General features: G+C 64.9%; 24 protein-coding genes. 9 read left to right on the top strand and 15 right to left on the bottom strand.

The annotated features are described in order from the left end of the window. From KAK09_RS00495 to KAK09_RS00430, 14 genes are all read right to left on the bottom strand, one after another. Positions 1 to 717: an alanyl-tRNA editing protein gene (locus KAK09_RS00495; RefSeq protein ID WP_210876873.1), complete on the bottom strand. Its 717-nt coding sequence runs from the start codon at positions 715 to 717 to the stop codon at positions 1 to 3. Next, positions 714 to 3,173, bottom strand: coding sequence for a DUF3772 domain-containing protein (locus tag KAK09_RS00490; RefSeq protein WP_247650987.1), 2,460 nt, complete (start codon positions 3,171 to 3,173; stop codon positions 714 to 716). The genes KAK09_RS00495 and KAK09_RS00490 overlap by 4 nt, the downstream gene beginning before the upstream one ends. Continuing rightward, positions 3,170 to 4,201 (bottom strand): cysteine synthase A, encoded by a 1,032-nt coding sequence (locus KAK09_RS00485; RefSeq protein ID WP_210876872.1) that lies wholly within the window; start codon positions 4,199 to 4,201, stop codon positions 3,170 to 3,172. Before KAK09_RS00485 ends, KAK09_RS00490 begins: the two co-directional genes overlap by 4 nt. A gap of 56 nt (positions 4,202 to 4,257) precedes the next feature. Next, complete coding sequence (locus tag KAK09_RS00480) at positions 4,258 to 5,094, bottom strand: NUDIX domain-containing protein (RefSeq protein WP_210876871.1); 837 nt, start codon at positions 5,092 to 5,094, stop codon at positions 4,258 to 4,260. Further along, on the bottom strand, positions 5,070 to 5,528 hold the full coding sequence (locus tag KAK09_RS00475) for a TrgA family protein (protein ID WP_210876870.1): 459 nt from the start codon (positions 5,526 to 5,528) through the stop codon (positions 5,070 to 5,072). The genes KAK09_RS00480 and KAK09_RS00475 overlap by 25 nt, the downstream gene beginning before the upstream one ends. Continuing rightward, complete coding sequence (locus KAK09_RS00470; RefSeq protein ID WP_247650986.1) at positions 5,529 to 6,773, bottom strand: SAM-dependent methyltransferase; 1,245 nt, start codon at positions 6,771 to 6,773, stop codon at positions 5,529 to 5,531. Further along, positions 6,770 to 8,194, bottom strand: coding sequence for a cryptochrome/photolyase family protein (locus KAK09_RS00465; RefSeq protein ID WP_210876869.1), 1,425 nt, complete (start codon positions 8,192 to 8,194; stop codon positions 6,770 to 6,772). Before KAK09_RS00465 ends, KAK09_RS00470 begins: the two co-directional genes overlap by 4 nt. A 47-nt stretch (positions 8,195 to 8,241) precedes the next feature. Then, entirely contained in the window at positions 8,242 to 9,462 is a 1,221-nt protein-coding gene (locus KAK09_RS00460) for an aminotransferase class V-fold PLP-dependent enzyme (RefSeq protein ID WP_210876868.1), read from the bottom strand. 195 nt (positions 9,463 to 9,657) lie between these two features. Continuing rightward, the gene (locus KAK09_RS00455) at positions 9,658 to 9,897 is read right to left on the bottom strand and encodes a ribbon-helix-helix domain-containing protein (RefSeq protein WP_210876867.1); all 240 of its coding nucleotides are present in this window, start codon (positions 9,895 to 9,897) and stop codon (positions 9,658 to 9,660) included. A gap of 82 nt (positions 9,898 to 9,979) precedes the next feature. Next, the gene (locus tag KAK09_RS00450) at positions 9,980 to 10,162 is read right to left on the bottom strand and encodes a DUF4169 family protein (protein ID WP_210876866.1); all 183 of its coding nucleotides are present in this window, start codon (positions 10,160 to 10,162) and stop codon (positions 9,980 to 9,982) included. Further along, positions 10,159 to 11,550, bottom strand: a complete 1,392-nt coding sequence (gene fumC / locus KAK09_RS00445; protein WP_210876865.1) for a class II fumarate hydratase — start codon at positions 11,548 to 11,550, stop codon at positions 10,159 to 10,161. Before fumC ends, KAK09_RS00450 begins: the two co-directional genes overlap by 4 nt. Positions 11,551 to 11,631: 81 nt before the next feature. Beyond that, positions 11,632 to 12,093 (bottom strand): SspB family protein, encoded by a 462-nt coding sequence (locus tag KAK09_RS00440; RefSeq protein WP_210876864.1) that lies wholly within the window; start codon positions 12,091 to 12,093, stop codon positions 11,632 to 11,634. Between the two features lie 71 nt (positions 12,094 to 12,164). Then, positions 12,165 to 13,415 carry a chromate efflux transporter gene (chrA, locus tag KAK09_RS00435; protein WP_210876863.1) on the bottom strand — a complete coding sequence of 417 codons (1,251 nt, stop codon included), beginning with the start codon at positions 13,413 to 13,415 and terminating at the stop codon, positions 12,165 to 12,167. Positions 13,416 to 13,467: 52 nt separating this feature from the next. After that, the gene (locus tag KAK09_RS00430) at positions 13,468 to 14,148 is read right to left on the bottom strand and encodes an FkbM family methyltransferase (protein ID WP_210876862.1); all 681 of its coding nucleotides are present in this window, start codon (positions 14,146 to 14,148) and stop codon (positions 13,468 to 13,470) included. A 74-nt stretch (positions 14,149 to 14,222) separates the two neighbouring features. Here KAK09_RS00430 and pth point away from each other — a divergent pair, with 74 nt between their 5' ends. The 3 genes from pth to KAK09_RS00415 all read left to right on the top strand — a co-directional run bounded on the left by pth (position 14,223) and on the right by KAK09_RS00415 (position 15,927). Continuing rightward, the gene (gene pth / locus KAK09_RS00425; protein ID WP_210876861.1) at positions 14,223 to 14,900 is read left to right on the top strand and encodes an aminoacyl-tRNA hydrolase; all 678 of its coding nucleotides are present in this window, start codon (positions 14,223 to 14,225) and stop codon (positions 14,898 to 14,900) included. A 247-nt stretch (positions 14,901 to 15,147) separates the two neighbouring features. Further along, complete coding sequence (locus tag KAK09_RS00420) at positions 15,148 to 15,528, top strand: DUF2237 family protein (RefSeq protein ID WP_210876860.1); 381 nt, start codon at positions 15,148 to 15,150, stop codon at positions 15,526 to 15,528. A 3-nt stretch (positions 15,529 to 15,531) separates the two neighbouring features. After that, on the top strand, positions 15,532 to 15,927 hold the full coding sequence (locus KAK09_RS00415; RefSeq protein WP_210876859.1) for a carboxymuconolactone decarboxylase family protein: 396 nt from the start codon (positions 15,532 to 15,534) through the stop codon (positions 15,925 to 15,927). Positions 15,928 to 15,934: 7 nt separating this feature from the next. On the opposite strand, the gene trpB is transcribed toward KAK09_RS00415, so the two are convergent. Continuing rightward, positions 15,935 to 17,167, bottom strand: a complete 1,233-nt coding sequence (gene trpB / locus KAK09_RS00410) for a tryptophan synthase subunit beta (RefSeq protein WP_210876858.1) — start codon at positions 17,165 to 17,167, stop codon at positions 15,935 to 15,937. 114 nt (positions 17,168 to 17,281) lie between these two features. Here trpB and KAK09_RS00405 point away from each other — a divergent pair, with 114 nt between their 5' ends. The 6 genes from KAK09_RS00405 (at position 17,282) to pqqE (ending at position 21,201) form a co-directional block, all read left to right on the top strand. Next, positions 17,282 to 17,956 (top strand): response regulator transcription factor, encoded by a 675-nt coding sequence (locus KAK09_RS00405; RefSeq protein WP_210876857.1) that lies wholly within the window; start codon positions 17,282 to 17,284, stop codon positions 17,954 to 17,956. Positions 17,957 to 18,063: 107 nt separating this feature from the next. Further along, positions 18,064 to 18,159, top strand: coding sequence for a pyrroloquinoline quinone precursor peptide PqqA (gene pqqA / locus KAK09_RS00400; RefSeq protein ID WP_210876856.1), 96 nt, complete (start codon positions 18,064 to 18,066; stop codon positions 18,157 to 18,159). 24 nt (positions 18,160 to 18,183) lie between these two features. Continuing rightward, the gene (pqqB, locus tag KAK09_RS00395) at positions 18,184 to 19,080 is read left to right on the top strand and encodes a pyrroloquinoline quinone biosynthesis protein PqqB (protein WP_210876855.1); all 897 of its coding nucleotides are present in this window, start codon (positions 18,184 to 18,186) and stop codon (positions 19,078 to 19,080) included. Beyond that, positions 19,077 to 19,826 (top strand): pyrroloquinoline-quinone synthase PqqC, encoded by a 750-nt coding sequence (gene pqqC, locus KAK09_RS00390; protein ID WP_210876854.1) that lies wholly within the window; start codon positions 19,077 to 19,079, stop codon positions 19,824 to 19,826. The genes pqqB and pqqC overlap by 4 nt, the downstream gene beginning before the upstream one ends. Further along, the gene (gene pqqD, locus KAK09_RS00385; protein WP_210877341.1) at positions 19,826 to 20,101 is read left to right on the top strand and encodes a pyrroloquinoline quinone biosynthesis peptide chaperone PqqD; all 276 of its coding nucleotides are present in this window, start codon (positions 19,826 to 19,828) and stop codon (positions 20,099 to 20,101) included. The genes pqqC and pqqD overlap by 1 nt, the downstream gene beginning before the upstream one ends. Beyond that, positions 20,098 to 21,201 carry a pyrroloquinoline quinone biosynthesis protein PqqE gene (gene pqqE, locus KAK09_RS00380; RefSeq protein ID WP_210876853.1) on the top strand — a complete coding sequence of 368 codons (1,104 nt, stop codon included), beginning with the start codon at positions 20,098 to 20,100 and terminating at the stop codon, positions 21,199 to 21,201. The genes pqqD and pqqE overlap by 4 nt, the downstream gene beginning before the upstream one ends. The last annotated feature ends 1 nt before the right edge of the window (position 21,202 follow it).

The following is a 21,202-nucleotide window of genomic DNA, read 5'->3' as shown; positions in this document are numbered from 1 at the left end:
TCAGTCGTCCAGATGCAGATAGACCCGCCGATTCTGACGACCCTTCTTCTCGACCTTGCCAAGCCGAAGCGCACCGATCTCGCCGGTGCGTGCCACATGGGTGCCGCCACATGGTTGCAGATCGACCTGATCTTCACCCTCTCCGATACGGATCAGACGCACCCGCCCCGACCCACGCGGCGGCGCGACGGACATGGTCTTGACCAACCCCGGATTGGCCGCAAGCGCGTCATCGGTGATCCACTCCTCACGCACGGGCAGGTCGCGCTCCACCAACATGTCGAGATGTGTCTGGAGCGTCGCGAGATCGTCGGGGGCCTCGGGCATGTCGAAATCAAGCCGCGAGCGCGTCTCGCCCACCTGTCCGCCGGTCACGGGCAGAGGGATCACCACGGACAGAAGATGCAGCGCCGTATGCATCCGCATGTGACGGTGACGGCGTGTCCAGTCGATATGCTGCGTGACCGGTGTGCCCACGGGTGGCAGCGGATGCGGCGCGGCCGGCACAAGCGCGACGCCCGTCTCTGTCTTGATCGCCGTCGCGACCTCCATCGCGCCGCCCGGCCACACAAGCCGCCCGCAATCGCCTGGTTGCCCGCCCCCTGTCGCATAGAACAGGCATTGGTCAAGAACCACACCGCCTTCGGGCGTATGCGCGATCACCCTCGAGAACGCCTCGGCCAGATAGGGATCCCTCAGGTAAAGCAGCGCGCTCACCGACCGTCCCCGTCGCCATCCGGCCCGTCGAAATCGGACTCGACCAGTTCCGTTGGCTCCTGTGACGTGCTTGCCTCGGGCGGCTCCGCGCCATCGTTACCGGCCTCTGCCACGGCCATGGCACGGGCCCCGGTCAGGGTTTCGGGATTGCGCAGCCAGATATCCTGCTGCGGGAACGGAATTTCGATCCCCTCCTCGACAAAGCGCCGCGCGATTTCGTGGTTCATGTCGGACTTGACCGACATCACCCAGTTCACATCACGCAGGATGGCACGGATCTCGAAATCAAGCGAGCTTGCCCCGAACCCGTGGAAGACAACGTTCGGCTTGGGGTTCATCAACACCATCGGATGCGCCTCGGCCACCTCGCGCAGGATCGCCTCGACGCGGCGCGTGTCGGTGCCATAGGCCACACCCACCGGCACGATCACCCGGCCTACGGTGTTGCCGCGCGTATAGTTCGTCACGGTGCCGCTGACGAAATCGGCATTGGGCACGATCACATCTGTCCGGTCGAAGGTTTCGATCCGGGTCGAGCGCACCGAGATCGCGCGCACATAGCCGTGCTGCCCGCCGACTTCGATCCAGTCGCCTTCGGAAATCGGCCGCTCGATCAGCAGGATGATGCCTGCGACAAAGTTTGAGACGATGTTCTGAAGGCCAAAACCGATGCCAACGGAAAGTGCGCCCGCGACGATGGCAAGCGAACTGAGGTCGATACCCGCACTCGTGATCGCGATAAGCGCGGCGAGGAAGATCCCGACATAGCCCACGCCCGAAACGACGGCATTGCGCCCGCCGGCATCCATCCTGGTCTTGGGCAGGATCGTGTTCTTGAGAGCGCCCTGCAACAACCGCGTCGCCACATAGCCCGCGCCGAACACCACCACGAAGGTGAAGAACACCATAGGCGACAGCTTTATGCCGCCAAGGCTGACGCCCTCGGTCAGTCGAATCCAGAATTCCTCGAGTTGTGCCGGGCGCGCGCCCCAGATCAGTGCGAAAAACGGCAGCGACACGATGATCAGGGAAAACCCCGCCATCACCGGCACCAGAGATTCATTGGCTCCGGCCCGGTTGCCGGTGATCATCACGTAAAGCTCGGTGATGAAGCGTTGCAAGATCAGCAACGCCGCAAGCAGCAACAGCGACATCGCCATGGGCAGCATGAGCGCCTGCGCCGCCTTGACATACCCGACCGCCGCCAGAAGCGGCCCGATGAAGGCCACCGCCACGATGATCTGCGACACCGCCCGTGTGATCCGGTCAGCAAAGCCCGTCTCGCTCTCGGGGTCTTCCTCGCAGGCGCGATGATGCAAGCGCAACAGCGCCGCCAGACGCCACAGAAGCAACCCGGTCAGCACCTGAATCGGGAAGATCATGACATTGTTGGCGGCTTCGCTCCAATTCGCCTCTTGCGCCACCGCCTGCACGAAATAGAAGGCCGCCACCACAAGGCCCAGAAGCGCGCCGTAAAGCCGCCCCAGATAGCGGCAGCGCTCGTCAAGCCGCAGCACCGGACCACGCGGCTCGTGTCGTGGAAAGACACGCTGCGACAACCAGCGCGCGAGAAGGAAGATGAAGGCCGCAGGCAGAACCTCATCGAGAACGATCTGTCCCGTCGGCCCGATCATCCCCGAGGCCGAGATCGCCTGCACCAGCGCGTAAACGCCTGCATAGGGCAGGAACCATTCCCCGAGCGACACACCAAAACTCGAGATCCAGCGTCCCGCGCTCGGCTCGTCCTGGGACAGCTGCCGCATGAGCCGCACCGACCACAACCGCCCCCGCGCGATCAGCACCAGCCCGAACATGGTCCAGACGAAGATCACCGGCAGGTTGTCGTTGAGGATGACGCGCCCCAGCGGGCTGCGCCAGGCTTGCACCAACTCGCCCCGTATCCCGTCGAGCAGGCCAAACACGCTCTTGGCCGCCTCGGGCCAGTGCAACGGATTGACCGGCATCGGCCCCAAGCGAAGGAGTTCAGCGGTCTGGCGGTCGCGGATCGTCTCGTCGATGCCGGAGATCAGCCCGTCGGCGCGGCTGCGCGCAAGATCTGCGGTGCGCACCGGCCCTTCCAGCCGCGTCAGCCGCCGGTTCAACTCCTCGCGCTGCGCGGCGATGTCGTCGGGTTCCAGCCCATCCTCGGGCTTCGGGCCGATCGCTTCGATCTGCTCGCGCACGGTGCGGATGGTGGTGGCGTTGGTGCTTTGCGCCTCGACAAATTGCTGGCGGAACTCAACAAGCTTGCGGCGCAACCGCTCAAGTTCGAAGGTTTCGGCCTCGTCCGTTTCCAGCGCCGTCTCGACCTCGGTAGCCAGGGTCTCCCATTCGGCATAGTCCGGCCCGTTCAACACCTGCTGTGCCTGCGCGACCGAGATCAGAGGCACCTGCCCCGCGACGCCGATCAGAGCCGTAGCCAAAGCAAGCCAGAGTGCGGCCAACAGATATCTCAAGATTCAAACACTCCGGGGATCGAGCGTGGGGCCGCGTCAAGCCACGAAGGCGTCGGCAGGCCCTTTTCGCGCAGGAAGTCGGGATTGTAGAGCTTGGACTGATAGCGGTTGCCGAAATCGCACAGGATCGTGACGATGGTGTGCCCCGGCCCCATCTCGCGCGCCATGCGGATCGCGCCCGCGATGTTGATGCCGGTCGAGCCGCCCATGCACAGCCCTTCCTCGGTCAGAAGGTCGAATACGATCGGCAGTGCCTCGGCGTCGGGGATGTTGTAGCTGAAATCCGGGGTGAAGCCTTCGAGATTGGCGGTGACACGCCCCTGCCCGATGCCTTCGGTGATGGATGAGCCCTCGGCCTTCAACTCCCCGGTGGTGTAATAGCTGTGCAGTGCCGCGCCATCAGGGTCGGCCAGCCCGATCTTGACCCCCTTGTCCTGAAGCGCCATCGCCACGCCCGCCAGCGTGCCGCCCGACCCGACCGCGCAGATGAAACCATCGACCTTGCCGCCAGTCTGCTCCCATATCTCGGGGCCGGTCGATTCCACATGCGCCTGACGGTTGGCGACGTTGTCGAACTGATTGGCCCAGACTGCGCCGTTGGGCTCGGTGCGTGCCAGTTCCTCGGCCAGACGCCCCGAATAGCGCACATAGTTGTTGGGGTTCTTGTAGGGCGCGGCGGGCACCTGCACGAGATCGGCCCCCGCCAGCCGCAGCATGTCCTTCTTTTCCTGACTCTGCGTCTCGGGAATGACGATCACCGTCTTGAACCCCATCGACGCACCCACAAGCGCAAGACCGATGCCGGTATTACCCGCTGTGCCCTCGACGATCGTGCCACCCGGGGCAAGCAGCCCCTTTTCCACCGCGTCACGGATGATGTAGAGCGCGGCACGGTCCTTGACCGATTGACCGGGGTTGAGAAACTCGGCCTTGCCGAGGATCTCGCAGCCGGTCTCTTCGCTCGCGCGCCGCAGCCGGATAAGGGGCGTGTTGCCCACGGCCTCGGCCAGATCCCGTGCAATGCGCATGTTCGTCGCTCCTGTCCTGTCTCGGGTCTCAGGTTTATGGCTTGCGCGCGCGGAACTCAACCCGCCGCCCGGAGCCGCGCGCGCTCGCGCTCAAGCCACAGAAGGCTGAGGACCAGCGGCCCGTTATTGGCCTCGCCCGAGCGCAAAAGCTCCATGGCGCGCGCGAAACCGACTACATGGGTGCGGATGTCCTCGTGCTCGGTTTTCAGCCCGCCGCGCCCCTGCGTCATCTCGGGCAGATCGCAAATTCCCACGAAAAGATGAAAAAACTCCGTCGAATAACCGGGCGTGCAATAATGGCTGGAAATCTTCTCCAGCCAGCGCAAGTCAAGCCCCGCCTCTTCGCGGCATTCGCGCCGCGCGGTCTCCTCCGGCGTCTCGTCACCATCGACGCGCCCTGCCACCGGCTCGAGCATGAAGGGGCGCGGATCGCCGCGCCCATAGGGGCCCATGCGAAACTGTTCCACCAGCAGCAGGCGGTCGCGCACCGGATCGTAAGGCAAAACCAGCGCGGCATCAGTGGCCACGAAGACCTCGCGCGCCAGCACCTCACTGCGCCCGCCATCGAAAAGAGGCGCGCGCAGGTGATACCGACGGGTGAGAAAAAACCCGTCATGGGTGATTTCGACGGCGGCTTCCGTCACCGATTCACGCGGGGCGCTGCTGCGCATTTTCGCCGGCACGGGATGCGCCCGCGCAGCCAGCCTTGACGCGGCGCGCGACAGGATCATCTGCCGCCGAGCGGCCATCTCTGCGACGTTCACACCCTGTTCATATCCGCGCAGCACTTCTGCCAAGGCCTCGTCGCGCAGCGCCTCGCTCACCCCCTCACCCAGAACCGCCTCGAGATAGGCCGCCTCGCCCGCGTTCAGGACCACCGCCGCGCCACCCATTCGCTGATCACACCCACCAGAAAGCCACCGGCGAGAAGCACGCCAATCAGCGTGCCGTCGAGCATGGTCACTACATAATCGGCACCCAGTTCGAACATCTTGGTCAGGCCGGTCATAAGCCCTGTGATCCGCCGGTCAAGCGCAAGGCGCAGCATCTCGTTCAGGCTCTGAAAGAACAGCGCCCAGAACACCAGCGCCGCCACCCCCGTCAGTCCCGCGCTGATCCCCGTCGCATAACCATGGCCCAGCCGCCGCCCGGTCACCCGCCAGCCACAGAGGGCCCCGAGACCGAGATTCACATAATTGAACCAGCCGAAATTCGTGTCAGGGGGCATGAGCGGGCGAAACAGTTCCGATCCGATCCAGCCCACGATCCCGAGACCGATTGCCGCGGCAATCTTGCCGGCGGTTGGCATCTCATCGGTAAGTGGCATCTATCCGGGCCTTGCGATGGTGATCTGCGTCACATCGCAACTACCCCCTTTGAACGCCGCCGCGCAAGAGGTGAGGTAGAAATTCCACATCCGCCGGAACCGCGCGTCAAAGCCCATGGCCGCGATTTCGGGCCATGTCTCGTTGAACGTGGCGTGCCAGCGGCGGAGCGTTTCCGAATAGCTCTGGCCGAACTCGACCGAACCAACCTCCTGCAAACCCGCCCGCGCCACCTGTTGCCGCAGCACCGAAGGCCCCGGCAGCATCCCGCCCGGAAATATGTATTTCTGAATGAAGTCAATATCCTTGCGATAGCTCTTGAAGCGGCGGTCCTCGACCGTGATGATCTGTAGCGTGGCGCGCGCCCCCGGTTTGAGCCGCGCGCGCAAGGTGTCAAAAAACACCGGCCAATATTGCTCGCCCACCGCCTCGAACATCTCGATACTGGCCACGCCGTCGTATTGGCCGGTCTCGTCACGGTAATCCTGCAACTTCAGGGTGACTTGATCCGTCAGGCCCGCAACCGACATGCGTTTTTGAGCATACTCCAACTGCGACGGGCTGATCGTCAGACCCGTGACACGCAGCCCCCGCTCCCTGGCGGCATATTCGGCAAAGCCCCCCCAGCCACAGCCGATCTCAAGCACATGATCGCCGGGGCGCACGCCCATCGCATCGACCATGCGGCGGTATTTCTCGCGCTGCGCGTCCTCGAAGCGTTCGGTTCCGGTCTCGAAGATCGCGCTCGAATAGGTCATCGTGTCATCGAGCCAGAGCGCGTAGAACTCGTTACCAAGGTCGTAATGGTGTTCGATGTTGCGCCGCGCCTGCTCTTTGGAATTGCGCTTGAACCAGAAGCGCAGCCGCTCATAGAGCTGCGCGATCTTCTGCCCCGGATAACCGCAATAGATGGCGTCATTGTCGTCGCTCAGCAGATCGAGAAAGGCTTGCAGGTCCGGCGTGGACCACCCGCCGTCAAGATAGGCCTCGCAGAATCCCAGGTAGCCCTCGCGCACCAGCCGCGCGAAGACCTCCGTGTCATGGATATGCAATTCGGCCTCGATGCCCGCCTCGCGCCCTTCGGCGCGGAACACCCGGCCATCGGGCAGCCGGATATCAAGCCGCCCCGCCCGCATTTCCCCCGCCACCGCAAAGCAGCGTGCAAAATAACGCGGCAGACGTGGCGCGCCCTGCGTTGACGTCAGCACCGCACCTCTGGCGGCCATATCCACTGCCGTGTCTTTCATGCCCGGACCTCCCTTTGTTCATAGGCCGCAAGGGCCCGCTTGCGCCCTTCGGTCAGCCCGATCAGCGGCGCAGGGTATGGATCTTCGGGGCGTAGCCCCCAACTCTCTGGAATGGCGTCAAAATAGCTCAGTGCCGTTTTGGATGGCCACGCCTGCCCCTCTGCGATCCACGCCCGCGCATAGGCCCCTTCGGGGTCGAATTTCGCAAGCTGCGTCTCGGGGTTGAAGATGCGGAAATAGGGCGCAGCATCCGGGCCCGATCCGGCGGCCCATTGCCAGCCCATCGCGTTCGACGCCGGATCCCAGTCGGTCAGGCAGTCGGCAAACCAGTCAAGCCCCACCTTCCAATGCACCATCATGTGCTTGGTCAGATAAGACGCCACGTTCATCCGCGCCCGGTTGTGCATCTTTCCCGTCACATACATCTCGCGCATGGCCGCATCGACAAACACAATCCCCGTGCGCCCCTGCTTCCAGCGCAAAACCTCCGCCTCGTGCCCCTGCGTCCATGCAAACGCGTCCCACTCCCGCCGCCAGTTCCGCGTCAGGATCTCGGGTGTGTGATACATCAGGTGATAGGCGAACTCGCGCCAGACCAGCTCTTTCAACCAATGCTCGGCCCCTTGCGCCCCCTCGTGCAGCGCGCGGCGGCCCGCGTGCCAGCACTGGCGCGGCGAAATCTCGCCATAGGTCAGATTTTCCGACAGGCCCGAGGTGCCGTTGATGCCGGGATTGTTGCGCGCGTCCTTGTAGGGGCCGATGGCTCCGCCGACGAATTCGTCAAGCCGGTCCTGCGCCGCCGCCTCGCCCACGCATTGATGCACCAGACAGACCGCAGCACCCCGCCGCATTGCAGCCCCCATCTGCCAGTCATCCAGACGCGCGCTCTCGGGCCAGACCTCCGGCGCGGGGATGCGCGAGGGCGCGGCCATCGGCGCGGGCACGTCGCGGTCCTTCACCGCGCGCCACATCGGGCTGTAGACGCGGTAGAACCCGCCCGTGCCGGTCTTGACCGTCCATGGCTCGAACAGCAGATGCGAATTGTGGCTTTCGGCCCCGATGGCGTGCGCCTTCAGCGCCGCCTTGACCTCGGTATCGCGCGCAATGGATTCCGGGTCATAGAGCCGCGACCAATGCACCGCCCCCGCGCCCACCTCCCCGGCCAGCGCCGGAATTACCTCGCGCGCCGCGCCGCGCCGCAGGATCAGACGGCTGCCCCGAGCCTCAAGATCGCGCGCAAGTGATGCCAGCGAGAGGCCGAGCCGCCATTTCGCCGCCGCGCCAAGCGCGCTGACGCTTTCATCATGGATAAACACCGGGATCAGCGGGCCGCCGCCCGCACAGGCCGCCAGCAGCGCCGGGTGATCGCTCAGCCGCAGATCGCGCCGCAACCAAAGTATCGCCGGTTTGCCCTGTGCCATGCCCGCCCCTTATCTACCTTTTGTTACGCAAGGCGCGCCGGGACGGATCAAAGAATGTCGTCAAGCGCAGCCATCAGTTGCTCGATTTCGGCGGGGCTGGTGTAATGCACGAAACTCAGGCGCAGCACGCCGCGGCCCGGGTCCACCCCCATCGCCTCAAGCGGGCGCACCGCGTAGAAATCGCCACCCCCCGCCATGATGCCATGCGCCGCCAGCGCCGCCGCCGCCTCGGCCCCCGGTCGGCTCAGCGCCACGGCGACCGTTGGCGCCTTCTGTGCGGCCTCGGCCGGCCCGATCAGGCGCACGGAATTGCGAGCCTTCAGGTAATCCAGCAGCGGTTGCAAAAGCGCGGTTTCGTGCGCGCGCTTCAGGTCATGCACACCCGCATTTCGCGTGGCGGCATCACCCTTGATGCCGTGATGCGCGGCCAGCGCGTCGATATAATCCGCCATGCCCGCGCAGGCCGCCACCTGCGCATGATCCGGGCCCGCAGGGGTAAAGCGTTTATAGAGCGTATCGGCGTTGAAATAATGCGCCTGATTGGGCAGGAGATGGCCCAGTTCGCGCCGGATCACCATGATGCCCTGATGCGGGCCATAGGTCTTGTAGGCCGAGAAAAGGTAGATATCCGGCCCCATCCCGCCCACATCGGGCAGGCCATGGGGCGCATAGCTGACCCCATCGACACAGACAAAGGCCCCGGCGGCATGGGCCAGCGCCGTAATCTCGACCACCGGGTTGATCGCGCCCACCACGTTCGAGCAATGCGGGAAACACACCAGCCGCACCCGCTCGTCCAGAAGGTTTTCCAGATCCGCCGGATCGAGCAAGCCGCTCTCGGGGTTTATCTTCCACTCGCGCACATCAAAGCCTTCGTCGGCCAGCCGCCGCCATGGCCCGGAATTGGCCTCGTGATCCTGATTGGTGACGACGATGGCATCGCCCGGGTCCATCCACCGCCGGAAGGCCTGTGCCAGAACATAGGTGTTCTGCGTCGTCGAGGGACCGAAACTCAGCTCATCGGCAGCCACGCCCATCAGCGCGGCCAGACGCGCGCGCGCCTCGTCCATCTCCTCGCCCGCAAGGCGGCTTGCCTCGTAAGGCCCGTAGGGCTGCACCTTGCGTTGCCGGTAATAGCGCTCCAGCCGCGTGATCACCGGCGCACAGGTATACGACCCCCCGGCATTCTCGAAGAACGCCTGTCCCGCCAGCGACGGCTCGGCGAAAGCCGGAAACTGCGCACGCACGAAGTCCAGATCAAGCCCCATCCCCATTCCCCCTTTGTTTTTCGTCAAAAGACACCAAAGCCCCCCGGCGCGCAAGCACCGGAGGACCAGGTCAAGACTCCGACCGGACGCAGGCCCACTTTTCCGACATCAGCCCTTGGCGATGCGGCGGCAGACGATGAGCGTGATCGCCGCGAACGCCAGGCCCCGGCATGGCGAAAGGCGACATGGGCGCGATCAGGTCGAATCGTTCGCGCCTGCCCGCGCGCGGTAATATGCAAGCACATGGAGCCGGATGGCGGAGGCAAGCCCGGTTTCGGGATCGCGCGCGGCGTCGATCTCGGCAGCGAGCGCGTTGAGCGCACGTCCCTCTTCGCGGGCGATCTCGCGGAACGCCAGCCAGAACGCGTCCTCAAGCGACACGCTGGTGCGGTGCCCTTGCAGCGTCAGCGAGCGTTTGACGGGCCGTGCGCTCATGGCTGGCCGTTCAGGGGGGCGCTGCCCCCATCGCCGCAAGCGGCGATTCCCCCGGGATATTTGAAGCCAGAAGAAGCCCGCATCACTCTTCCTCGCGGCGATGTGCGTCCAGATAGGCGCGAGCGCGGGCGCGGGCGGCCTCCTCTTCGACCTTCTGCGCCTTCGTGCGCCCGAACCGCGCCGCGTTCTCATCGGCGCGGGATTTCCTGGCATCCCGCGCCTTTTGCTTGCGCACCCGGTTCAGGTTGACCGGGACATCGTTCATTTCGGGCCGATCATGTCTTCGGGGCGCACGACGCGGTCAAAGGTCTCGCCATCGACAAGGCCAAGCGCGATCGCCTCTTCCCGCAGGGTGGTGCCGTTCTTGTGCGCGGTCTTGGCGACCTTGGTGGCATTGTCATAACCGATGGTGGGCGCAAGCGCCGTCACCAGCATCAGGCTTTCCTTCATCAGCTTGTCGATGCGCGGGCCGTTGGCCTCGATGCCCAACAGCATCCGCTCGGTGAAGCTGTCGGCGGCGTCTCCCAAAAGCTGCACGGATTGCAAGAGGTTATAGGCCATCATCGGGTTGTAAACATTCAATTCGAAATGCCCTTGAGAGCCTGCGAATTTGATGGCCGCATCATTACCCATCACATGCGCCGCGACCTGCGTCAGCGCCTCGGCCTGGGTCGGGTTGACCTTGCCGGGCATGATCGACGATCCCGGCTCGTTCTCGGGCAGGATCAACTCGCCAAGGCCAGAGCGCGGGCCGGAGCCGAGGAAACGGATGTCATTGGCAATCTTGTAGCAAGAGCCCGCCACGGTCGCGAGCGCGCCCGACATGAACACCATCGCATCATGCGCCGCCAGCGCCTCGAACTTGTTCGGCGCGGTGACAAAGGGCAGGCCGGTGATCGCCGCCATATGCGCCGCCACGGTCGTATCCCAGCCCTTGGCGGTGTTGAGGCCGGTGCCCACGGCGGTGCCGCCCTGCGCCAGCTCGTAAATGCCGGGCAGGCAGAGATTTACCCGCGCAATGCCCTGCCGGATCTGATGGGCATAGCCGGAAAACTCCTGTCCCAACGTGAGCGGTGTTGCGTCCTGCGTATGGGTGCGGCCGATCTTGATGATGTCCTTGAACGCGTCCGCCTTGGCCTCGAGCCCCGCCAAGAGCTTGTGCAGCCCCGGCAAGAGCACGTCGCGCGCTGTCATGGCCGCGGCGATATGCATGGCCGTGGGGAAGGTGTCGTTCGAGGATTGCCCCATGTTCACATGGTCATTGGGATGCACCGGATCCTTGGACCCGATCACGCCACCCAGAATTTCAATCGCCCGATTGGCGATGACCTCATTGGCGTTCATGTTGGATTGCGTGCCCGATCCGGTCTGCCAGACCACGAGCGGGAAATTGTCATCGAACTTGCCCGCGATCACCTCACCGGCCGCCTGGATGATCGCATCCGCGCGGCGCGCATCGAGCGCGCCACTGGCCTTGTTGGCCTGCGCGCAGGCCTGCTTGATCACACCAAGCGCGCGCACGATGGCCACGGGCTGTTTCTCCCAGCCGATGGGGAAATTCAGGATCGAGCGTTGCGTCTGCGCCCCCCAATATTTATGGCTGGGCACCTCAAGGGGGCCAAAACTGTCGGTTTCGGTGCGGGTGGCGGTCATTGCGGGATCTCCTTGACGGTTTGCCCGTTCATACCGCAGCCGCGGAAAAGATCAATGCTGTATACGATGGCATACCAAACCCTATTTGCGGAACTTGTCGAGGCTCACCACCTCGCCGCCGTCATGCGGGTCGGGATCGGGCAGGTCGCCGTCTTCGTCTTCGTCCCCGTCACCGTCCTCGTCGTCGCTTTCCTGCGTCTCGAAGCGCAGACCGAATTCCACCGAGGGGTCCACAAAGGTGCGGATCGCGTCATAGGGGATATAGAGCCGCTCTGGCGCGTCGCCGAAATTGAGCGTGATACCAAAACCGTCGCTTCCCACCTCAAGCCCCTCATACCAGTGCTGCATGACCACCGTCATCTCCGCAGGATACCGGTCGCGCAACCAGCCCGCCAGTTCCGCGCCAGGATGGGTAGTTTCGAAGGTGATGAAGAAATGATGCGCCCCCGGAAGCCCGTTCTCGGCCACATCGGCCAGCACCTCCTGAATGAGGCCGCGCATTGCGCGATGCATCAGGTTTCCGTAATCGATGGAGCGCGTCATTCCTTACCTCAAGGCAATTGCAGGATCAGCATAGGGGATTCGGATCAAAACAAAAGTCCAACACGCATCCCTCACAGCACAAGATGCCACCCCCCCGCAAGCCCTGCCATGACCGTCAGAACCCACCCCATCGACAGCCGTGCCCCGACCAGCAACGCCACCGCCAGCGCGGTAAAGCCGGCACCCGGCCATGAAAACGACGCCCAGACAGGCACCGGCAAGAGCGCGTCGTCACGGATCTCGATGAAGACCACATGAAGCGCAAACCAGACCGAAAGGTTGAGGATCACCCCCACCACCGCCGCCGACACGCCCGCCAGCGCCCCCTTGAGGCGGGGTCGCGCAAGAATGTGCTCGACATAGGGCGCACCGGTGAAGATCCACAGGAAACAGGGCACGAAGGTCACCCAGAGCGTCAGCAGCGCCGCCGTGATACCAAGCACCACACCACCCTGAACATAGCCCGCCAGAAGTCCCACGAACTGCGTGACAAGGATGAGCGGACCCGGCGTCGTCTCGGCCAGCCCGAGCGCGTCGATCATCTGCGCGGTCGTGAGCCAGCCCTTCGTGCCCACCACCGTGTCGGTCATGTAGGCCAGCACGGCATAGGCGCCGCCAAAGGTCACGACCGCCAGCTTCGAGAAAAAGAGCGCCAGATCGATAAGGAAGCTGGCCCCCATGGCCCAGGCAACGACGACGGGCGCGGCCCAGAGCGCGGCCCAGATCAGCGCGGTGCGCAGCGTCTCGGCAGGCCGCACGGTGAGCGCGTCTGGCATCGGCCCTGCCTCTGCCCACCGGCTTTGCCACCAGCCCCAAAGCGCGGCGGTGGCAATGATCGCCGGGAATGGCACGGAAAACACGAACATCGCCACGAAAGCCAGACCTGCCAGAACCCAATGTGCCGGACTTGACAGCGCCTTTTTCGCCAGCTTCAGGAGCGCCTGGATAACGATGGCCACCACCGCGGCCTTGATGCCCAGAAACACCGCCTGCACCAGCGGCACCCCGCCCCAGACAGCATAGCCAAGCCCCAGTCCGAGAATCACCGAGGCCCCCGGCACCACAAAGAGAAGCCCCGCCACAATCCCCCCCGCGACTCCCCGCAGCCTCCAGCCCGCATAGGTGGCAAGCTGCATCGCCTCGGGCCCCGGCAGAAGCATGCAGAACGACAGCGCGCCCAGGAATTTCGGCTCGCTCAGCCAGCCGCGCCGCGTCACCAACTCGTCGTGCATGACCGATATCTGGGCCGCCGGCCCGCCAAAACTCAGCAGGCCGATTCGCGCGAAGCTGCGGAAAAAATCGGAAAAGGCGGGCGCGTCCATATCTCCTTGTGGCGCGCGAATACGCGCGGGACAAGCGGCTTGATGCACTGCGTTACCGGCCCCGGACCCGGCGAAAGCACAGGATGCGCCCGCGCGACGGCCCCGGATCATAGGTCAGGCCGGAGTCGGACATGCAATCGACGATGCGCTTGATCACCGCGTCGGGATAGCGGCCCGGATGCAGTTCCATCATGACGTGCAACACATGTTCGGGCCATGGGGCGTTGAAAAGATGTGCCTCGGCGCCCTCGATATCCATGATCACCACATGCGGGCGCATGCGTGCCATGAGAGCGCCAAGGCCCAGATGCGGCACCTCGACAAGCGTCTCCGGGCTGGCCCCCTCCTCGACGATGCGCGCGGCCCAGAAGCTTCGCGCGGCATCAAAGGCAAGCGGCGCGTCACCCCCCGCCATGCCGCCAACCGCGCCATGCACAAGCGTCACTGCGCCAAATCCGTTGTGCGCCAGATTGGCGCGAATGACGGGCAGCAGTGCGGGGTTTGCCTCGACCGTGGTGACGTTCTCGGGGCCCACGATGCGCGCGCAGACCGAGGCGACATAGCCGATCCCCGCGCCCAGTTCGAGCACCCTGTGGCCCGGCTTCAGCCGCATGGCGGCGGCCTGCGCCTCATGCGCCTCATATTCGCCCGAACAAAGCTTGGCGCGGATGCGGTCGTTGAGCAGCGCCTCGGGCACCTCAAGGCGCAGCCCGTCGATCTGGTATTCCGCCATGCCCTGCCCCTTGCCGTTGATTCCGCGCGGCCAAACCCCTAGACCATCCACATCAAAGAACGGGGACGCGGGCAATGCAACTCTTTGTCGGGCTTGGCAATCCGGGCGCGAAATATGCGGGCAACCGCCACAATATCGGCTTCATGGCGGTGGACCGGATCGCCGGGGCGCATGGCTTTGGCCCGTGGCGGGCAAAGTTTCAGGGGCGTGTTTGCGAGGGCACATTGGGCGGGGAAAAGGTGATCCTGCTCAAACCCGAGACCTTCATGAACCTTTCCGGACAATCGGTGGGCGAGGCTGTGCGTTTTTACAAGATCGCGCCCGAGGCGGTGACCGTCTTTCACGACGAGATTGACCTCGGCCCCGGCAAGCTGCGCGTCAAGCGCGGCGGCGGGCACGCGGGCCATAACGGGCTGCGCTCGATCACCGCCCATATCGGGGCCGAGTTCCAGCGCGTGCGCCTTGGCATCGGCCATCCGGGCCACAAGGACCGGGTGGCGAGCTATGTGTTGCAGGACTTCGCCAAGGCGGATACGGACTGGCTCGACGACCTGATGCGCGGCATCGCCGACGGCGCGCCATGGCTGGCCGAGGGCAAGCCCGACCGTTTTCAGACCGCCGTGGCACAGCGCATGGCCCCCGCACGGCCCGCGCCCGACAAGACGGCTGCGAAACCGGCGGCCCCGCCGGAAGATCCAGCCGCGCCGGACACCCGCAACCCACTGCAGAAACTGGTGGACCGGTTTCGCTAGGCGGCTTGGCGATCCGAAAGCGTTTGGCTGGCCCATCGACGCATCGGAGCGCGCATCGCTGGGCCCATCCCGACGCCCGCCCGAACCCAGCCGCGCCCCTCTCTCGGGCTTGATCTCCGGGGCAGTATCGGCTGCGCTTGCGGCGCGCGCCATGGCGAAATCCGGATCGCTGCAGCGCCCCGGGACCGCGCTTGCCCCGGCCACGCGCCGCCTTATAGTGTTTTCGGACATCAGGGAGGCCAGAGCCATGAGCGTGAGGATGGAGCCATCGGAAAACGTGCTGGGTGGCACGCTTGCAGCCTGCTCAGCCGACCCGCTCACCGGGTTCTTCCGCGACGGGCAGTGCAACACCTGCACCGAAGATCACGGAAGCCACACCATCTGCGCGGTGATGACCGCCGAATTCCTCGCCTATTCCAAATATGTCGGCAATGACCTGAGCACGCCGCGCCCTGACTTCCACTTTCCCGGGCTGAAACCGGGGGATCGCTGGTGCCTCTGTGCGGGTCGCTTTCTTCAGGCGCATGACGAGGGATGCGCGCCGCGCGTCGATCTTGCGGCCACCCATGTGCGCGCTCTCGACATCGTGCCTCTGGCGGTCTTGCGCGCGCACGCGGCGGAGGGCTGAGAAATGGCCACGCTGCCGCTTCTGTCGGACGAGGAAATGAACCCTGAGGCGCGCGCCGTGCTAGACGATATCCGCGCCACGCGCGGCTCGGATTTCATCAACAATTTCTGGCGTGCGCTGGCCCATGATCCGGCGCTTCTGCGCGCCACATGGGAGCGGCTGAAGGTCGTGATGGCCCCCGGCACGCTCGACCCGCTGACCAAGGAGATGCTTTATATCGCCGTCTCTGTGGCCAATGGCTGCGAATACTGCGTCCATTCCCACACGGCAGCGGCGCGCGCCAAGGGCATGACTCCCGCTCAGCATGGCGAGCTTTTGGCCGTGATCGGCATGGCCGCGCAGACCAACGCGCTTGCCAGCGCCCTTCAGGTGCCGGTGGACGAGGTGTTCACGGCCTGATCCCGGCTCAGCTTCCGGTATTGATCTCGACGCCAAGATGTTTTGCGACGGTGAAGATGTCCTTGTCGCCGCGCCCGCACATGTTCATGACAAGCAGGTGATCGCGCGGCAGGTCGGGCGCGATCTTGGCGACATGGGCAAGCGCGTGGGATGGCTCAAGCGCGGGAATGATGCCTTCCGTCTCGCAGCACAACTGGAACGCCGCCAGCGCCTCCTTGTCGGTGATCGAGACATATTTCGCGCGGCCCGTCTCGTGCAGCCAGCTATGCTCGGGGCCAATGCCGGGATAGTCGAGACCGGCGGAAATCGAATGACCTTCGAGGATCTGCCCGTCATCGTCCTGAAGCAGGTAGGTGCGATTGCCATGGAGCACGCCAGGCCGCCCGCCGGTCAGCGAGGCGCAATGCTCCATCCGCTCGTCAACTCCGTGGCCGCCCGCCTCGACGCCGATGATCCCCACCTCCTTGTCATCAAGGAAGGGATAGAAAAGACCCATCGCATTCGACCCGCCGCCGATGGCCGCCACCAGCGTATCTGGCAGGCGGCCCTCCGCCTCCATCATCTGTTCGCGCGTCTCGCGGCCGATGATCGACTGAAAATCGCGCACCATCGCCGGATAGGGGTGCGGCCCCGCCACCGTGCCGATGCAATAGAACGTGTCGCGCACATTGGTCACCCAGTCGCGCAGCGCGTCGTTCATCGCATCCTTGAGCGTGCCCCGCCCCGATGTGACCGGCACCACCTCCGCCCCCAGAAGGCGCATCCGGAACACGTTGGGCGCCTGCCGCTCGACATCATGCGCGCCCATATAGACCACGCATTGCAGCCCGAACTTGGCACAGACCGTGGCCGTGGCTACGCCATGCTGGCCCGCGCCGGTCTCGGCGATGATGCGCTTCTTGCCCATGCGGCGGGCCAGGATGATCTGACCCAGCACGTTGTTGATCTTGTGCGCGCCGGTATGATTCAGTTCGTCGCGCTTCATGTAGACCCTGGCACCGCCCAGCCGCTCGGTCAGCCGCTCGGCGAAATAGAGCGGCGAGGGACGGCCCACATAATGCTTCCAAAGATAATCCATCTCGGCCCAGAACGCAGGATCGGTCTTGGCGTGCTCGTATCGCTCTTCCAGTTCAAGGATAAGTGGCATCAGCGTTTCCGATACGAAGCGCCCGCCGAAATCACCGAAACGCCCCTTTTCGTCGGGGCCGGTCATGAAGGAGTTGAAAAGATCGTTGGCCATGGAACGCGCCCCCTGCTTGGTTCTCTCCGTCCTAGTGCGCGATCCGCCCGAGGGCAAGGCGGCCCGGATGGCGAAAGCGGTGGAAGCGGCGCGAAAATCGGCTAGGGTCGCGCCATGGCCACGCCGCTTCTGATTGTCGAGGACGACCCCGAGATCACCTCTGCCCTCGTGCGGGGGCTGCGGCTGCACGGTTATGAGGCCGAGGCCGAGAACCGCGCGGCGCGCGCGCTCGACCGGCTCTGTTCGGGCAGGTTCGCCTGCGCCATCGTCGATGTGATGCTGGGGGCCGACAGCGGGCTTGATCTGGTGCGCGCCGCGCGTGCGCGTGGCGTCGCCCTGCCGATTCTCATGCTTTCGGCGCTTGCCGATGTGGAGCATCGCGCGGCAGGGCTGGAGGCGGGGGCGGATGATTATGTGGTCAAGCCCTTCTCGCTTGACGAACTGGTGGCGCGGCTTCGTGTGCAGGAGAAGCGCGCCGATCGGCAGCGCCCCGCGCATCTCTCGCCTCACCGAACGCTCATGCGCGGCGGCGCGGCGGTGGTGCTGACCGAGCGCGAATACGCGCTCTTGCGGCTGCTCCTGGCGCACCGTGAGGCCCCCCTGCCCCGCCATGCGATCTTTGACGCGCTCTGGGCGACAGAAGGTTCGGCCAGCGAGAACGTCGTCGATGTCTATATCGGCTATCTACGCAAGAAACTGGCCGAGGGTGATTTCGGCTTTGAAATACGCACCATCCGCAATCAGGGCTTTGTCATCGAGGGGTTGGCCCCACAGCCCGCCGCATCCTGATCCCGACCAAAGTCTGTGTCCGTCTTATAAATTAAGAGTCGCCCAATCGAATTTGATGTGGCAGTTTTGACTTGTCCGACAAGCACATCTTGAGGAGGGATATTGTCATGGCATGGACCAAACCGACCATCCGCGAACTGGAATGCGGCATGGAAATCAACATGTATGGGCCCGGCGCGGAAGACGACGGCGTCCTGTTCTGAGACCTTGAGCGCGCGGGGTGACAAATGACAGTCCGCGCGCGCATACTCGGGGCGGCCGCCGGGGGCGGTTTGCCGCAATGGAACTGCGGTTGCAACAATTGCAATCTCGCGCGTTCCGGTGTTATTCCTAGATTGACACAGTCGTCGCTCGCCATTTCGGGCGCGGATGGGTCATGGGCAATTCTCAATGCCTCTCCCGACATAAGGGAGCAACTCACGCAGGCCCGGTCTCTCCATCCTTCGGGGCTGCGTGAGTTGCCTTTGTCGGCAGTGGTGGTGACCAATGGCGATATCGACCATGTGGCTGGGTTGCTCACGCTGCGGGAATCGCAGCCCTTCACTCTTTTTGCCACGCCCGGCATTCACGCGGTGCTCGATGCCAACCCGATCTTTGACGCGGTCAACCGCGATCTGGTGCCACGCCGCGCGATCGCGCTGGAAGAGGCGTTCGATCTGGTGCCCGGCATCGCGGCGAGGCTTTTTGCCGTGCCGGGCAAGGTGCCGCTCTACATGGAGGCGGGCGAGGTGGTGACGGACCTCATGGGCGAACAGACCGTGGGGGTAGAGATCGAGGCCGCAGGCAAGCGCATCTATTACATCCCCGGCTGCGCGCGCCTCAGCGACGATCTGGCCGCGCGTATCCGCGGCGCGAACCTTCTGTTTTTCGACGGCACGCTCTGGCGCGATGACGAGATGATCCGCGAAGGCCTGGGACACAAGACCGGCGCGCGCATGGGCCATATGTCGATGAGCGGCCCCGACGGCTCCATCGCCGCCATGGCGGGTTTGGGCATCGCGCAAAAGGTTTTCGTGCACATGAACAATACCAACCCGGTGCACCGCCCCGACGCGCCCGAGCGCGCCCTGGCAGAGGCCGCGGGCTGGACCATCGGACAGGACGGAATGGAGATCACACCATGACCGCATCACGCGAGGCCTTCGAGGCACGACTGCGCCAGATCGGGGCGGATCGCTATCACGATCGCCACCCGTTCCACAAGCTTTTGCACGGTGGCGGCTGCACCCCTGATCAGGTACGCGCCTGGGTGATCAACCGCTATTACTATCAGCACACGATCCCCATGAAGGACGCGGCCTTCATGAGCCGGGTGGAAGACCCAGAGTTGCGCCGCATCTGGCGCTCGCGGATCGAGGATCACGACGGCACCGCCGAGAACGAGGGCGGCATCCGCCGCTGGCTGCGGCTGGCAGAGGCAGTGGGGCTGGACCCGGATTATGTCGCCTCGCGCCGGGGCGTGCTGCCCGCCACGCGCTTTGCCTGTGACGCCTATCTGCGCTTCGTGCGCGAGCGCCCCCTGCTCGAGGCCGTCGCCGCCTCGCTCACTGAGCTTTTCGCGCCGAAAATCCATGCCGAGCGGATCGAGGGTCTGCTGGCCAATTACGCCTTCGCCGATGACGCGGCGCTGTCCTATTTCCGCAAGCGGCTGACCGAGGCCCCCAAGGACGTGGCCTTTGGCCTTGCCTGGGTTCTCGACCATGCCGACAGTGCCGAGAAACAGGACGCCGCCGCCGCCGCGCTTGAATTCAAGACCGATGTGCTCTGGGCGCAGCTTGACGCGCTGCATCACGCCTATGTCACCCCCGCCGAAATCCCGCCCGGTGCCTGGCAGCCGGATGAGGGGCTATTGGCCGGGAGGGCCGCGTGATGACCCCCGAGGATATCCCCACCCTGCCGCGCGGCGTGCGGCTGCATTTCGACCGTGTGCGCGAGGCCTGGGTGCTGCTCGCGCCCGAACGCGCGATCACGCTTGACGCCACCGGCCACGCGATCCTGAGCGAGGTGGACGGCGCGCGCAGTTTCGGCGAGATCACGCAAACGCTGGCCGAACGCTACAACACGCCGCCCGAACAGATCGCCACCGACAGCGCGGGCTTTCTTGACGCGCTGCGCGCGCGCCGCTTTCTCGACGTGCGCCCATGAGCACGGTGCGCCCCCCCATCGCCATGCTCGCCGAGGTCACGCATCGTTGCCCGCTGGCCTGTCCCTATTGCTCGAACCCGCTGGAACTGACCCGTCAGGAGCGCGAGCTTGACACCGCCACCTGGGCCGACATCTTCCGGCAGGCCGCCGATCTGGGAGTGTTGCAACTGCATCTTTCCGGGGGCGAGCCTGCCTCGCGCCGCGATCTGGTCGAACTGGTGGCGGCGGCGCGGGAGGCGGGGCTTTATGTCAACCTGATCACCTCCGGGATCGGCCTGACCGAGCGGCGCCTGCGCGAGTTGGACGCGGCCGGTCTCGATCATGTGCAACTGTCGCTTCAGGGCACCGATCCGGCCACCGCCGACGAAATCGGCGGCTATCGCGGCGGCTTTGCGCGCAAGATGCAGGTGGCGGGCTGGGTGGCCGAGGTGGGCTTTCCGCTGACGCTCAACGCCGTGCTGCACCGGCGCAACCTGCACCAGTTGCCCCGTGCCATCGACATGGCGCTGGAGATGGGCGCGCGGCGAATGGAGGTGGCCACGGTGCAATTCCACGGCTGGGCGATCGAGAACCGTGCCGCGCTCATGCCGACGCTCGATCAGGCGCGCGAAGCGACGCGGATCGTCGCCGAGGCCCGCGCGCGCCTCAAGGGGCGGCTGGTGATCGACTATGTGCCTGCGGACTATCACGAAGACCTGCCCAAGCGTTGCATGGGCGGATGGGGCACGACCGGGCTGAACATCACGCCCGAAGGTTTGGTGCTGCCCTGCCACGCGGCGCAGACCATCCCGCATCTCACGTTCGACCGCGTGACCGAGCGGCCCCTGCGCGAGATCTGGTATGACGGCGCGGCCTTCAACGCCTATCGCGGCACGGAATGGATGCAGGAGCCGTGCCAGAGTTGCGACCGCCGCGAGGTGGATTTCGGCGGCTGCCGCTGTCAGGCGATGGCGCTTGTGGGCGATGCGGCGGCGACCGATCCGGTCTGTGGCAAATCTCCCCATCATGCGCGCATCCGCGCGCAGGCGGTGGACTATGCCGCCGATGTGGAGGCGCCTCTGGTCTATCGCCGGATGCCCGAGCGCGAAGGTGTAGAGTAGC

This window comes from Roseovarius autotrophicus (assembly GCF_018069895.1).
Lineage (GTDB): Bacteria > Pseudomonadota > Alphaproteobacteria > Rhodobacterales > Rhodobacteraceae > Roseovarius > Roseovarius autotrophicus.
Note: the sequence above shows the minus strand (reverse complement) of the source record. Positions and strands in the feature narration are given on the sequence as shown.